Source organism: Donghicola sp. (assembly GCF_025210255.1).
In the GTDB taxonomy this organism is placed as follows: Bacteria; Pseudomonadota; Alphaproteobacteria; order Rhodobacterales; family Rhodobacteraceae; genus Donghicola; species Donghicola eburneus.
This window is the reverse complement of sequence record NZ_JAOARZ010000008.1, coordinates 139,717-154,197: the sequence shown is the minus strand read 5'-3', so window position 1 is coordinate 154,197 and position 14,481 is coordinate 139,717. Positions and strand designations below refer to the sequence as shown.

Below are 14,481 nucleotides of genomic sequence, written 5' to 3'. Positions count from 1 at the left end.
TCGCCATTGGTAGATGTGCTGACGGGTTATATCATGCGCCCGTGCAACGTCCGAAACAGTGGCGCCGTTTACGCCAACTTCGTCCAGGATGGCCAGCTTCTCTTCATCCCGCCAGCGGCGCCGACGTTCGACCCCGATAATAACTTCCTGTCGCATCTTAAGCCTTGCATCATACGACGTCGGTAACGACGCCAATAATGACATAGCTTAAGACATCAGACCCAACTCAGGCAGGTGGTCCCAATGGAGCCGTTACGCTAGGCCTAAGCAACCATAAAGACAATCAGAGCGTCCCGTACGGCGGCCTGGATCGGATCTGAGGTGGAGCCGTCGAAGGTTATGCTGTTGATGACGGTGCGGATGATGAGGCCCCGCTCCGTGAAGCCCCGTATGTTTGCAGTCAGGTCCTCGTAGTTGCGTCACAGGCATCCACCCAGCGAACCACGAGGGTGTCACCTGCGTGTAACATGTCGTCGACCCTGTGGCCCTCTAGGCGTTCCGTGAGTTTGGTGGAGATGCCAGATACGCCGAGGTCTTCCACCACGTTGTCGATCTTGAAGCCTGCTTCTCCGCCTGGCTCTTCTGGTGGCCAGGGGTCTGGTCTGCGCTGGACACGCGGGCGTAGAGCAAGGTTTGAGACATCGGTCATACCTGTGGTAAGCCTGTTCGGTAAGGTAGTGACCGTTGATATTGGTGGCCGTAGACTGAAGCCAACCCGTACGAACACCCTAGTGGCGCGGTCTTTAGGTGTCCGCTGAGGTATGCCTTTGCGAACGTCAGGCAAAGATTGAGGAGGGGGTACGGGGAAAAAACCTTTGAGCGATAGTTGCAATCTCGTGACCCAAATTTTTTTAAATTTTTCAGTGGTCGCCCTTCCACACAAGCTAGATCACCGAGATATTTTAGTACTGCCAAGCATTCTTCTTAAAAAGCTCTACCTCCGAAGGCGCCATAACCTCGGGAGATTTAGTTGCGTCATTCACAACGATCTTCGACGGGTCTAGCGCGGCGATGAGTTGCTTATTTGAAATCCAACTATTTTCCCAAAGCTCTACCTGCCCACCATTGACGATCTGGCACAAACGCTCTTTGCTTTCATATTCAATCGCAACCGCTTCAGGCTTGGTCACCCTTTGAAGCCAAACTTCTAGATAGCCATTATACGGCACTTTTTGCATTCTTACATGCACCTTATTCCACAGCCCCGATTTTTGGTTGCCAGGTGCGAGTGAAATTAAATGGCTTAATATCCCTGCGACGGCCGGGAAGGTCAGGGGCGAAACAACTGCGATATCAGTCGCAATCGCTACTTGTACCTCAAGGTCCTCAGGGTGTTCCGTTTGGGTGACGACTTTGCTGTGAAGTTCACCAATCAGTCTTCTAAGTGCACCGCTGTTCGGAAAACGCCGTCCAAAAGAATGTAGTCGGAGAAGTTGCTTTTGAAGAGTTTGCGCGTTCGATGTGCCCAGATCCTGAAGCTCTATTCCTGCCAGCTTGTCTGGCTTGATCGATCCCTCTACAACATTTGTGCTGATGAAGGTTTTTGAAACTCCAAGACGCATCCCAACGATTCTCAGTTTATCACTGATAACTTTTAGAATCTCCTCTGCGCGCACATCGCTGTTTGTGAATATACGATAATCATCCCGATATCTCAGAATCCTGAAGTCATTGGCACTCAAAAGTTCATAGGTGATTAGCTCATCGACATAGCCAAGAATAATTTCGGCAATGAAATCCATAAGGACCGAACCTTGTGAAATACCATTGGTCTGACCGTAGCGGCCTGATTGAATGTAGCTATCTATTGTCGATCCAATAAGATTATTTTTCTTTCTTTTGTTTTTCTTGGAATTTTCATATCCATCTAGCGCCCACTCAATGCTGTGAGTGTATAAAGAGCCATAACAATCAGTTACGTCAGTGTGTAAAATGTGACTGAACTCTAGTGATAGCTCTATGGACCTCTGCTCTACAGATTGCCACCAACTGCGTACCTGAGCCGCTTGATCGGATTGAATGTCAGTTGATATTAACGGCGCGCTACAACAGGTGACTATGCCACGTTCAAATGATGCCACCTTCGAAGTCACGAGCTCCCAGTGCTCGTCAGAGCATAAGGAGTTAACCAACGAAACATAGATCGCGGGGTGCATTAATTCATAAGGACGCCAAGCGAATCGCCCGTCTTTGTTTGCAACAAAGCTATAGTTAACTCCTGGTAATAGCTTAGGATCTGAATTTTTGTGCCCGTTGAAGTTGCCACCCGATAGAACTGTATCTACTTCTTTTAGTATTGGCTCAAAACTAATGTAGTTCGGGAAGTCACCATTGAAGTAGCTACTGCCCTTTAAAAAGTGTTTCTTAGCTTCGTTGGCATTGAGGTCAATAATTCGGGTCAATTCGAGATGCCTAGGAAATCAATATTTCGCAAAATACCGTACTTCCAGTGATGACATTGTGCAATGCGGTTTTCTCGGGCGAACTTGTCAGAGATTCTAACGAAATTATTTTATACTGAGATGAGATATGCGCATCCTTAATGTATTAAAATCTGGGGCAAGTTGGTCGGTGCTAAGACCGGTAGCACCGAGGCGCGGTGGAGAGTATAGAAATGGTCGCGGCCTGTGTGGTGTACCGAACTCTACGAGAGCATACACCACGAGAAATATTTTTTTATATGTGAAGACAATGAGTTGTAGCGCATCTTGTCTACTCGGAGACCCCTCCTGTCTTCGAACCTAGAGCCCCACCGCAGCGGCGATTAGCCTGATACGGTGAGCATTGAAGTGCAATGCGAGGGTCATGTGATAGCGCTTTTCATGGCTTGTGCCGCCAGCCTTAACCAAGCTTCTTCAGATCCATAGACACGGTCTCCAAGGTTTCCCGCCGAGTGACCCATCAGTCTATTTTCTACTCTGCTGTCGACGCCAGCCGCCATTAGCTTGTTCTTGAAGTTATGGCGAAGAGAGTAGGGGACGTGGTTTGGGTTGTCGGTAAATCAATCAACATGCTTGTTCAGGATAGAGGAGAGCCTGTCTGGGCCGTTCTGACCCGAGTAGCGGGGGAAGAGTAAAGTTCCACCTTCGGCTTTCCGTAAGGCCTCTACAGCTGCCGTGTAAGCGTCCCCGACGAGCGGTATGGAACGGTGGCTCGACTCGGTTTTCACTCCTCGGTCTTCATGCCATGCGATGATGATGTGGGGAATTTCGTGATCGAGCCTGACATCAGATACTCTAAGCCCGGAAACCTCACTCGGTCTGCATCCTGTTCCTTCAAGCAGTCTCCATATAAGAGAGAGTTCTGGACGCTTGCTCTCAAGCTGAAGCTGGTTCCGTACGCCCTCAATGACGTTAGCAGGTAGAGGGTCTCTGGCATCTCTTTGCACAACAGGAGCAACTCCGCGTGCACCCATGTCGAGCTTTTGGAATGGGTTGGTTACGCTGGCCGCTAGGTCGAATTCTATCAATCCAAACTGCACGATAGCCTTGATGGAATTTAGTTCCCTTTCCATAGCACGTCGGGAAGAAGCGCTGTTTTTTAGGTTATGGCCACTCGCGTAGCCCTCAAATAGCGCAGCGTGTGGCCATAACCGGTCTCAGGTCTCAACAATGGTTTTGCAGAACCACACCGCTGAGGAGACCGACTATGACCGTCAACCATTCTACCACTGCGACTGTGCTTGTCGCCATCGACATTTCCAAACACCGCCATGAGGTACTGATCGGGGTGCCGGGCAAGAAGCGTCGTCGGCGCATGACGATCCTGAACACACTGGAGGACTTCCAACGCCTGTCTGAGGCTCTTGCCAGTTATGGTCTGCCGGTGCGGATCGGGTTCGAGGCGACCGGCAACTACCACCGAACGTTGGCCCACCATCTTGGCCAAGCCGGCTTTGAATTGAAGTTGGTCTCCTCGGTCGCCCTTGCCCGAACACGGGAGGCTCTGCACAACAGTTGGGACAAGAACGACCCGAAGGATGCGCAGGTCATCCTGCACATGCTGGAGATTGGTGCCGTGCAATTCTTTCATGACCCGCTGGTCGTCGGGACTGCCGATATTCAGGAACTATCGAAGACGCACGAGATCGTTTCGCGTTCGAAGACCGAGCTCTGGCACCGCATTCTGACGCACTACCTGCCGCTTTATTTTCCTGAGGCTGAACGGTTTCATCGTAGCTCCCGGACCGACTGGTTCCTGGCCTTCCTCGAGAAGTATCCGACGCCGACAATGATCACAGCCATGAGTCAGGATGACTTCATCGCGGATGCCTGGCAGGTGGTTGGCAAAAAGGTCTATAAAGAGCGTTTTCTTTCAGACATTTACGCCACGGCTGTCACCTCGGTTGGTTTGCCTGTCGACCCGGATTCCGATGCTGTGCGCATGTTTCGAATGGTGATTGCCGAAGGCAGAAGCCTTGTCCGCCAGCGCAACGAGATCGAGGCTCGGTCAGTCGAGTTGCTCTCCGATCTGCCGGACTATCAGCTGCTGACAACCATCCCCGGCATCGGGCCGATCAATGCTATGACCATCTTGGCGGAAGCCGGAGACCTGCGCCGCTTTCGGCATCATCGGCAGTTTCTAAAATTCTGCGGCATGGACCTCGCCACTGTGCAGTCCGGCATGTTCCGTGGCCGGAGCCGGATCTCGAAGTACGGCAATGCCCGACTGCGCCGCACACTTTGGATGGCGGGCCAGACGGCAGTCCTGACCAAGACCAACAGCTTCCGAGACAAATTCGAACGCTATATCTCAAAGGACCGACACAACGCTCATCTGCGCCGCAAAGCCTACACCGCGATCGCGGCTAAAATGGCGCGCACAGTACACGCCGTGGTCAATCACGGCACACCCTATCGCCCCTTCTTTGAGGGGGTTGAGCCCAGGCGGAAGGACCTCTCTCTGACTGAGCCGTGGAGGCAGTCAATCTGACCTCGTAGATAATGTTCGGGCCTTCTGCTTGGGATTTGGGATCTCGTATTAAGGACGGTGAGGGCCGCCAGCGCGCGTACCCTGTGTTTGCTATGGATGAGATCATTTCTTGACGGCAGAGCCCGTCTGGGCAACCTTATCATGGTATCCGTTCCTTGGATGCCAATCGACCTGCTGACCTAAACAGCCAAAATTTCCTGACATAGGACGTTGTCGCCACAGACAATGAAGCTCCGTTCTTCTTCGTGGCAGACCTGAGGTGAGCCTGAAGAGCCCTTCCGTGTTCCCGCTTTAGAGACTTAAGGGGGATTTCTGCTAGATTGCCAATCGCAGCATCTAGACGCTTCTTCACTCGTTCAATTCGGTTGCGTGCGTTGCGGCCGCTGCTGCTGTCAAGCTTCTCGTCGATATAGAGATCGAAGGCATCTGCGAGGGTCTTTTCCGGCTCAGGCGCGTTTGGGTCCATGATGGCCCTGTACAGAAAGTTGTCTCCAGTCTCGATTGCATGTTCAGCCAAAGCACACTCGATTCCGTATTCGTCTCCGCTAGACCCTGCCCACAACCTTGCAGCTTCACGCTTTGCGGCCCTGAATTTCTTTGTAGGAGATGTTCGTTCCCACTCGTCCGCAGTCAGCCTTTTCTGGGATACCTCACGATCAAATTCAGCCACAAACTGCTCGTGCTCAAGCAGGAACGCTCTGCCATCTGTGCTTGTGAAGGGTTTTTGGAACACGGTCTCACCGCGCTTGTCTGCAACGTCTTTGGGCCAACGTCTTCTGAAACGTTTCCGACCGCCAGACAACTCGTCTACGTACTTCATCTTCATCACTATAGCCATTTTGTGTCCCATAAGTGTCCCAAGAAGTGTCCTGGAACGCAACGCAAGTATCTGTATTCCAATGAAAACAGTGGCTTGTTTGGGAATTGTGGTGCCCCCACACGGACTCGAACCGCGGACCTACTGATTACAAATCAGTTGCTCTACCAGCTGAGCTATAGGGGCACTGGGGGATCGTTTAAATGGGCTGTTCAGACTGTGCAAGACGATTTTCGCGATTTGCGAGGAAATTTTTCGCCAAGCTGTCGGGGTGCCTTCTGCGCATAACCCTCTGCGATAGAACGGAAAGCTTCTAAGTTTCGGCGTTTCAGCCGGAATTGGTGGTGTGGGCGACCGGCCTGCCGTTCCGGACCTCGTAGTGGCATGTCGTCCCTCGATAGGCCAGCGGGCTCTGAGAAGGGGGCGGGGCTCGATTATCAATGCAAATTGAACCCCACATTTGGTAACAGAGCACGGTGAAAACAGGGCTGCCGACCTGTGAATTTGTTGCAAGCCCCTGTTCCCATGTGCTTTAGCTATCCGCCAACGAAGTTCGGGAACACCGCTATGTCCGCAGATAACAAAACCCAAAAACGGTTGGATGATGTCGCTCGCGCGGCATGGCTCTACTATATTGCGGGTAAAACGCAGGACGAAGTTGCTAGCGAGCTTGGCGTGTCGCGGCAGTCGGCACAGCGTATGGTCAGTCAGGCCATGTCATCGGGCATGGTCAAGGTGCGGGTGGATCACCCGATCTCAAAATGCTTGGATCTGGCGACAGCATTACAGGATCGCTTCGGGCTCGAATTTTGCGAGGTGGTTCCGTTTGTCGCGGACGCAGCGGCCACGTCGACCGCAACGTCTTTTGCGACCGGAGACGTGATCGAAAGCTGGCTCAACCGTCCCGAGCCTTTGGTCATTGGCCTAGGGACAGGGCGAACATTACGCGCAGCTGTTGAGCATTTGCCCAACGTAGATTGCCGTCAGCACCGGATCGTGTCGCTGACGGGGAACATCGCGCCGGATGGCTCGACCGCGTATTACAACGTGCTGTTCACCATGACCGAGAAAGTGTCCGCTGCCACCTATCCGTTGCCCACACCCGTCATCGCGAACACGGTCGAAGAGAAGGAAATGCTGCTGGGACAGAAGACGATCGCCAGCACGCGGAACCTTGCTGCGCGGGCGGATGTGAAGTTCGTCGGGATCGGTGCGATTTCAGACGTGGCACCTTTGCGGATCGACGGCTTTGTCCCACTGGAGACGATTGCTGCACTGCAAAATAAGGGTGCTGTGGGCGAAATCCTAGGTTGGACTTTTGACGCGGAGGGCCGCCTTCTGGAGGGGCTGACCAACGATCGTGTGTGTTCGACGCCGCTCGAATCAGGACTGACAATTGCTGCCGCCAGCGGCGTGACAAAGCTGCCCGCGATTCTCGGTGCAATCCGTGGTGGATTGGTGAACGGACTTGTCACCGACGAGGTGACGGCGAAAGAGATGCTGGCCTGACAGCGCTAACAAAAATTCTAAAAATCTTCGAGCGATCGCCGTTTTTGTCGGCGGTCGCTTTTTCTTTTGTTGACATCGTACCTCAGGTCGTATGAGTATTTGCTCACTGAAAGGGCAGATGCCCGATTTGGGAGGAATAATATGAAACGCACCTACGGCGCTCTTCTTGGCGCATGCGCAACCGTTGCCTTTGCTTCGGCCGCTTATGCAGAAACCATCACCATCGCGACTGTGAACAACGGCGACATGATCCGCATGCAGGGTCTGACCGATAACTTCACCGCAAAAACCGGTCACGAAGTTGAGTGGGTCACTCTGGAAGAGAACGTTCTGCGTCAGCGCGTCACCACCGACATCTCGACCAAGGGCGGTGCCTTCGACATCATGACCATCGGCATGTACGAAACCCCCATCTGGGGTGCGAACGGCTGGCTGGTCCCGCTGGATGATCTGTCCGAAGAGTACGACGTTGACGATATCTTGCCCGCAATGGCAGGCGGCCTGAGCCACGACGGCACGCTCTACGCGGCACCGTTCTACGGCGAAAGCTCGATGATCATGTACCGCACCGACCTGATGGAGAAGGCCGGTCTGGAAATGCCCGAAGCCCCCACCTGGAGCTTCATCCGCGAAGCGGCGGCTGCGATGACCGATCGCGAAAACGACATCAACGGCATCTGCCTGCGCGGCAAAGCCGGTTGGGGTGAAGGCGGCGCGTTCATCACCGCGATGTCCAACTCGTTCGGCGCACGCTGGTTCGACATGGACTGGAACGCTCAGTTCGACACCCAGCCGTGGAAAGACACCCTTGAGTTCTACGTCGGCATGATGAACGAGAGCGGCCCCGCAGGCTACGCGACCAATGGCTTCAACGAGAACCTCTCGCTGTTCCAGCAGGGCAAGTGCGGCATGTGGATCGACGCAACTGTTGCGGCATCCTTTGTGACCAACCCCAACGACTCGACCGTTGCAGACAGCGTCGGCTTTGCGCTGGCACCTGACACCGGTCTTGGCAAGCGGTCTAACTGGCTGTGGGCATGGGCGCTGGCGATCCCCGCAGGTTCGCAGAAAGAAGACGCTGCCAAGCAGTTCATCGAGTGGGCAACCTCGAAAGACTACATCGAGCTGGTCGCAGAGAACGAAGGTTGGGCAAACGTGCCTCCGGGCGCACGTACCTCGCTGTACGAGAACCCCAACTACATGGAAGTTCCCTTCGCTCAGATGACCTTGGACTCGATCCTGTCGGCTGATCCGAACAACTCGACCGTCGAAGAGAGCCCCTATGTTGGCGTTCAGTTCGCAGCGATCCCCGAATTTGCCGGTATCGCAACCGAAGTGAGCCAGGAGTTCTCGGCTGTCTATGCTGGTCAGCAGTCGGTTGACGAAGCTCTGGAGAAGGCACAAGCCATCACCAACGACGCAATGGAAGCAGCTGGCTACCGCTAAGCCTTCCATGATCTAAAGGGGGCGGCTGCATCGGCCGCCCCCACACCCTTTTACCTTATAAGTTAACGTTCATGTGCATCGGCTCTTTGCCGTGAACAGAGGAGGTGTGGCCAATGGCTACCCAGCATTCCAGATCAGCGGCGCGCCTCATGATGGCGCCAGCGGTGATCTTGCTTCTGGGGTGGATGCTCGTCCCCCTGACCATGACACTCTATTTTTCATTCAAGAAATATCTGCCCATGCGGGGCGGCGATCTGGGATGGGTCGGCTTTGAGAACTACGTCCGTTTTGTGACGTCCAGCTCGTTCTGGCCTTCGGTCGTGACCACGCTGACCATTGTGGGCGGTGTTCTGTTGATCACCGTTGTGCTGGGGATTTTCCTCGCGATCCTGCTGAACCAGCCCATGTGGGGGCAGGGTATTGTCCGGATCCTTGTGATCGCACCGTTCTTTGTCATGCCCACCGTGTCCGCGCTGGTTTGGAAGAACATGTTCATGGATCCGAACTATGGCCTGCTGTCATACCTTTGGGAATTCTTCGGCGCGCAGCCGGTGGAGTGGCTGAGCAAAGCCTCGATGACCTCGATCATCACCATCGTGTCGTGGCAGTGGCTACCCTTTGCGACCCTGATCCTGCTGACTGCGATCCAGTCGCTGGACAGTGAACAACTCGAAGCGGCGGAAATGGACGGGGCCTCGGCGCCCAAGCGTTTCGCCTACATCACCCTGCCGCACCTTGGCCGCGCGATCACCGTTGTGATCCTGATCCAGACCATCTTCCTGCTGTCGATCTTTGCAGAGATCTTTGTGACCACAGGCGGCGCATTCGGCACCAAGACGCTCAGCTACCTGATCTTCCAGCGTGTTCTGGAAAGCCAGAACGTTGGCTTGGGCTCTGCGGGTGGTGTCTACGCAATCATTCTGGCCAACATCGTTGCGATCTTCTTGATGCGCATCGTCGGCAAGAACCTGGACGCGTGAGGAGGACATCATGGCACGCGCAGTGACAACAAATCGCAAGATCATCAACACAGCGATCGCGTGGGGTATTGGTCTTCTGATCTTCTTCCCGATCCTCTGGACCATTCTCACCAGCTTCAAGACCGAAGCCCAAGCCATTGCAGATCCACCGATTTTCCTTGGCTTCGACTGGACGCTTGAAAACTACGCAGTGGTGATGGAGCGCTCGGACTACGGCAAGTATCTGTGGAATTCGATCGTGATCGCCGGTGGCTCGACCATCCTTGGTATCATCATCGCGGTCCCCGCAGCTTGGTCGATGGCCTTTGTCCCGTCGAAGAAAACCAAAGACATCCTGCTCTGGATGCTCTCGACCAAGATGCTGCCGGCGGTGGGTGTTCTCTACCCGATCTACCTCTTGTTCATCAAAATGGGGATCCTCGACAGCAAGATCGGCCTCGTGATCGTGCTGATGCTGATCAACCTGCCGATCATCGTCTGGATGCTCTACACCTACTTCAAGGAGATCCCCGGCGAGATCCTCGAGGCAGCCCGCATGGACGGCGCATCGCTGAAGGAAGAGGTGATTTACATCCTGACGCCCATGGCCATCCCCGGCATCGCGTCGACCCTGCTGCTGAACGTCATCCTCGCTTGGAACGAAGCCTTCTGGACCCTGAACCTGACCGCAGCCAAAGCGGCTCCGCTGACAGCGTTCATCGCCAGCTACTCCAGCCCCGAGGGCCTGTTCTACGCAAAACTCAGCGCGGCCTCGACCATGGCCATTGCGCCGATCCTCATCCTTGGCTGGTTCAGCCAGAAGCAACTCGTCAGCGGCCTGACCTTTGGCGCGGTGAAATAAGGAATAACCATTATGGGACGTATTACGCTTGATAAGGTCACCAAAAGCTTTGGCGATGTGAATGTCATCCCGCCTTTGGACCTGACCATTAATGACGGTGAATTCGTAGTGTTTGTTGGCCCGTCGGGCTGCGGTAAGTCTACCTTGCTTCGCCTGATCGCCGGTCTCGAAGATGTCACCAGCGGCCAGATCCGCATCGACGGAGAAGACGCGACCAACCTGCCGCCCGCCAAACGCAAACTGGCCATGGTGTTCCAGAGCTACGCGCTGTACCCCCACATGTCGGTGCGCAAGAACATCGCATTCCCCATGAAAATGGCGGGTGTCGATGAGGCTGAGCAGAAGAAGCGCATCGAAGCCGCGGCCAAAGCTCTGAACCTGACCGACTATCTGGACCGTCGTCCGGGTCAGCTGTCGGGTGGCCAGCGCCAGCGTGTGGCCATCGGCCGTGCGATTGTCCGCGAACCCAGCGCCTTCTTGTTCGACGAACCTCTGTCGAACCTTGACGCTGCGCTGCGTGTGAACATGCGTCTGGAGATTTCCGAGCTGCACAACCAGCTGGAAACCACCATGATCTATGTGACTCACGATCAGGTCGAAGCGATGACCATGGCGGACAAGATCGTTGTTCTGCGCGCAGGTCACATTGAACAGGTCGGCAGCCCGCTGGAACTGTACCGCGCCCCCCGCAACAAGTTCGTGGCTGGCTTCATCGGCTCGCCCAAGATGAACTTCATCGAAGGGGCTGTCGCGCAGCAGCATGGCGCGGAGACGATCGGCATCCGCCCCGAGCATATCACTGCGTCGGAAACCGATGGCATGTGGAGCGGTAAAGTCGGCGTGGCCGAGCATCTGGGGTCTGACACCTTCTTGCACGTGCATGACTCTGGCTTGGCTGAAACCATTACCGTCCGCGTGAACGGCGAATTCAGCTTGCGCCACGGTGACACCGTGTACCTGACCCCTGAAATGGACAAAGTGCACAAGTTCGACGCGCAGGGGCTGCGGTTCGAATGACACGTCTGGCCGGAAAAACAGCCATCATCACAGGCTCGGCGCGCGGCATTGGCCGTGCGTTCGCCGAACGCTACGTGGCCGAAGGCGCGCGTGTGGTGATTGCGGACATCAATCTCGAGGCGGCTTCGAAAACCGCCGCCGAGATCGGGGAGGGCGCTATCGCCCTTCCTATCGATGTCACCAATCAGGACAGCATCGATATGTGCGTCCGCGAGGCTGTGACCCAGCTTGGCGGGATCGACATTCTGATCAACAACGCCGCGATCTTTACCGCGGCGCCCATCGACGAAATTACCCGTAACGATTACGACAAGGTCTTTGCGATCAACGTCTCCGGTACGCTCTTTACCATGCAGGCGGTCGCACGCCACATGATCGAGCGCGGGCAGGGCGGCAAGATCATCAACATGGCGTCCCAAGCGGGCCGCCGCGGAGAAAGCCTTGTCGCGGTTTACTGTGCGTCCAAAGCGGCTGTGATCAGCCTGACCCAATCTGCGGGTCTGAACCTGATCCAGCACGGGATCAACGTGAACGCGATCGCCCCCGGCGTGGTAGATGGCGAACACTGGGACGGCGTAGACGCCTTCTTTGCGAAGTATGAAAACAAGGCCCCCGGTCAGAAGAAGAAAGAGGTCGGCGAGGCCGTTCCTTTTGGCCGTATGGGGACCGCAGAAGACCTGACCGGAATGGCGGTCTTCTTGGCAAGTGATGATGCTGAATATGTTGTGGCGCAGACCTACAACGTGGACGGCGGCAACTGGATGAGCTGAGGCCCCGACATGGCTACCCCCCTCTCACTGAACACACTGGACCAACTGCCCGAGACCATCGGCAAACCGTCCTACGCGCGCTCTGACCTGAGCGGCGGCATCCTGCATTTCGGTGTAGGCAACTTCCACCGTGCGCACCAAGCGACCTACCTGCACCAGCTGTTCAATCAGGGCAAAGGCCACGATTGGGCAATTGTCGGCGCAGGCGTCATGGAGGGCGACAAGCGTGCCCGCGACGTGCTGGCAGCTCAAGACTGGCTGACCACGCTGGTCGAGCAGGAAAAAGACAGCAGCGGCGCGCAGATCATTGGCTCGATGGTCGACTATCTGGAGCCCGCGAATGCGCAGGCGATCATCGCCAAGCTCGCCGATCCTGCGATCCGCATCGTGTCCACCACCATCACCGAAGGCGGCTATTTCCTCGATGCGACGGACACTTTTGATCCGACCCATCCGGCGATCGCCCATGATGGTGCGAACCCAGATGCCCCCAAAACCGTGTTCGGCATGATCGTCGCTGGCCTGAAGGCCCGCCGCGACGCTGGCCACGCGCCCTTCACCATCATGTGCTGCGATAACATTCCGCATAACGGGAACGTCACCCGCAATGCCGTGGTGGGCACCGCGAAACTTTCCGACCCCGCCTTTGCCGAATGGATCGTCGCCAATGTGGCGTTCCCGAACTCGATGGTGGACCGGATCACCCCCGCAACCTCGGAACGCGAGCGTCAGATCGCGGCCGACGAATACGGTGTGCAGGACGGCTGGCCCGTTTTCTGCGAAGGCTTCATCCAGTGGGTGATGGAAGACAACTTCCCCCTGGGCCGTCCAGAGCTCGAGGCTGTTGGCGTTGAATTCGTTGAGGATGTTGCTCCCTTCGAGCTGATGAAGCTCCGCATCCTGAACGGTGGCCACGCAGCAATCGCGTATCCGGGCGGCCTCTTGGATATTCACTTCGTGCACGAGGCGATGGAGCATCCGCTCATCAACGGCTACCTCGCGAAGCTGACCGCCGAGGAGTTCCTGCCGGGCGTGCCTCCGGTGCCGAACACCGTTACTAGCGAGTACCAGAAGCTGATTGATCGCCGGTTCTCGAACCCCAAGATCGGCGACACCATCCGACGCCTGTGTCTGGACGGCTCGAACCGCCAGCCCAAGTTCATTGTGCCGCAGATCCGCGACGCGCTGGCCCGTGGGGGCAGCATCACCGGTCTGGCGCTGGAAAGCGCGCTTTGGTGCCGGTACTGCTATGGCACCAGCGAAAGCGGTGCGGTGATTGAACCCAACGATCCCAACTGGGACATGCTGGTCGCAACCTCGGCCAAGGCCAAGGACGACCCGCAGGAATGGCTGACCGGTCTGCCCACCGTTTACGGTGATCTAGCGCAGAACGAAGCGTTCTCCACCGCGTTCGCTGCGGCGCTCAATGCGCTGTGGACCGACGGCACTGCAGCGGTTCTGACCAAGTATCTAGAGGACCAGCCCCTGTGATGGGGCAGCTGGAGCCTCGCCTCGTGATCTTTGATTGCGATGGCGTATTGGTGGACAGCGAGCCGATTTCGCTGTCCGTCATGCGCGAGGTTCTGGCAGAGCAGGGCTGTCATCTGACCGAAGCCGAAGGCTACGAACAACTGCTCGGGCGCTCGATCACTACGATCGCCCGAACACTGCAGGACGAGCAGGACATCACCTTGAACGACGCGCATCTCGAGGAGATGCGCAAACGGCTCTATGCGCGGTTCCGTGCAGAGCTGTCGCCGATCGAACATGTGGCGGGGGCGATTGATGCGATTGACTGCCCGGTCTGCGTCGCGTCCTCAAGTCAGCCGGACCGGATCAAGACCTCGCTCCAGATCACCGGCCTCTATCAGAAATTCTCACCCAATATCTTCTCATCCAGCATGGTCAGCCGCGGCAAACCTGCGCCGGATCTGTTCCTGTATGCGGCCGAGAAAATGGGGGTCGATCCCAAAGATTGCGTTGTGATCGAGGACAGCCCCGCAGGGATCAAGGCAGCCCAGAGTGCTGGTATGCGTGTTATTGCATTTGTGGGCGGGGGCCATGCGGCGCCCGCGCGCCTTCGTGAACAGGCCGAAGTTTTAGTACCGAATGGAGTGGTTGAAACTATGTCCGACTTGGTTGCAACATTGAACTCCATTCGTTGAAGGC

At 55.9% G+C, this 14,481-nt stretch carries 14 protein-coding genes and 1 tRNA gene; 9 read left to right on the top strand and 6 right to left on the bottom strand.

The genetic code is table 11. The features are described 5' to 3' along the window. The 4 genes from N4A58_RS20890 to N4A58_RS01795 form a co-directional block, all read right to left on the bottom strand. Nucleotides 1–156: transposase (locus tag N4A58_RS20890; RefSeq protein ID WP_367176557.1), on the bottom strand; the 156-nt coding region annotated here is incomplete at its 3' end. Nucleotides 157–400: 244 nt separating this feature from the next. Beyond that, nucleotides 401–649, bottom strand: a complete 249-nt coding sequence (locus N4A58_RS20885; protein WP_367176555.1) for a hypothetical protein — start codon at nucleotides 647–649, stop codon at nucleotides 401–403. 253 nt (nucleotides 650–902) lie between these two features. After that, a complete protein-coding gene (locus N4A58_RS01800) occupies nucleotides 903–2,402 on the bottom strand; it encodes an RNA-directed DNA polymerase (RefSeq protein ID WP_293707348.1) in 1,500 nt (499 codons plus the stop codon). Between the two features lie 599 nt (nucleotides 2,403–3,001). Beyond that, nucleotides 3,002–3,514 (bottom strand): hypothetical protein, encoded by a 513-nt coding sequence (locus tag N4A58_RS01795; RefSeq protein WP_293707347.1) that lies wholly within the window; start codon nucleotides 3,512–3,514, stop codon nucleotides 3,002–3,004. 134 nt (nucleotides 3,515–3,648) lie between these two features. Between N4A58_RS01795 and N4A58_RS01790 the strand changes: the two genes are divergently transcribed. Further along, entirely contained in the window at nucleotides 3,649–4,932 is a 1,284-nt protein-coding gene (locus N4A58_RS01790; RefSeq protein ID WP_293707345.1) for an IS110 family transposase, read from the top strand. A gap of 139 nt (nucleotides 4,933–5,071) precedes the next feature. On the opposite strand, the gene N4A58_RS01785 is transcribed toward N4A58_RS01790, so the two are convergent. Together N4A58_RS01785 and N4A58_RS01780 are read right to left on the bottom strand one after the other, a co-directional pair. After that, nucleotides 5,072–5,770: a hypothetical protein gene (locus N4A58_RS01785; protein ID WP_293707344.1), complete on the bottom strand. Its 699-nt coding sequence runs from the start codon at nucleotides 5,768–5,770 to the stop codon at nucleotides 5,072–5,074. An 89-nt stretch (nucleotides 5,771–5,859) separates the two neighbouring features. After that, nucleotides 5,860–5,935 (bottom strand) — tRNA-Thr (locus N4A58_RS01780). Between the two features lie 381 nt (nucleotides 5,936–6,316). Between N4A58_RS01780 and N4A58_RS01775 the strand changes: the two genes are divergently transcribed. The 8 genes from N4A58_RS01775 to N4A58_RS01740 all read left to right on the top strand — a co-directional run bounded on the left by N4A58_RS01775 (nucleotide 6,317) and on the right by N4A58_RS01740 (nucleotide 14,477). After that, complete coding sequence (locus tag N4A58_RS01775; protein ID WP_293707343.1) at nucleotides 6,317–7,258, top strand: sugar-binding transcriptional regulator; 942 nt, start codon at nucleotides 6,317–6,319, stop codon at nucleotides 7,256–7,258. A 141-nt stretch (nucleotides 7,259–7,399) separates the two neighbouring features. Next, nucleotides 7,400–8,704, top strand: a complete 1,305-nt coding sequence (locus N4A58_RS01770) for a sugar ABC transporter substrate-binding protein (RefSeq protein ID WP_293707341.1) — start codon at nucleotides 7,400–7,402, stop codon at nucleotides 8,702–8,704. A gap of 113 nt (nucleotides 8,705–8,817) precedes the next feature. Next, a complete protein-coding gene (locus tag N4A58_RS01765) occupies nucleotides 8,818–9,684 on the top strand; it encodes a carbohydrate ABC transporter permease (protein WP_293707340.1) in 867 nt (288 codons plus the stop codon). A gap of 10 nt (nucleotides 9,685–9,694) precedes the next feature. Continuing rightward, nucleotides 9,695–10,525 carry a carbohydrate ABC transporter permease gene (locus N4A58_RS01760; RefSeq protein ID WP_293707338.1) on the top strand — a complete coding sequence of 277 codons (831 nt, stop codon included), beginning with the start codon at nucleotides 9,695–9,697 and terminating at the stop codon, nucleotides 10,523–10,525. A gap of 12 nt (nucleotides 10,526–10,537) precedes the next feature. Continuing rightward, entirely contained in the window at nucleotides 10,538–11,542 is a 1,005-nt protein-coding gene (locus tag N4A58_RS01755; protein ID WP_072706291.1) for an ABC transporter ATP-binding protein, read from the top strand. Then, on the top strand, nucleotides 11,539–12,312 hold the full coding sequence (locus N4A58_RS01750; protein WP_293707337.1) for an L-iditol 2-dehydrogenase: 774 nt from the start codon (nucleotides 11,539–11,541) through the stop codon (nucleotides 12,310–12,312). The genes N4A58_RS01755 and N4A58_RS01750 overlap by 4 nt, the downstream gene beginning before the upstream one ends. Before the next feature lie 9 nt (nucleotides 12,313–12,321). Continuing rightward, complete coding sequence (locus tag N4A58_RS01745; protein ID WP_293707336.1) at nucleotides 12,322–13,803, top strand: mannitol dehydrogenase family protein; 1,482 nt, start codon at nucleotides 12,322–12,324, stop codon at nucleotides 13,801–13,803. Next, nucleotides 13,803–14,477, top strand: a complete 675-nt coding sequence (locus N4A58_RS01740; RefSeq protein WP_293707335.1) for an HAD family hydrolase — start codon at nucleotides 13,803–13,805, stop codon at nucleotides 14,475–14,477. Before N4A58_RS01745 ends, N4A58_RS01740 begins: the two co-directional genes overlap by 1 nt. Nucleotides 14,478–14,481: the final 4 nt, after the last annotated feature.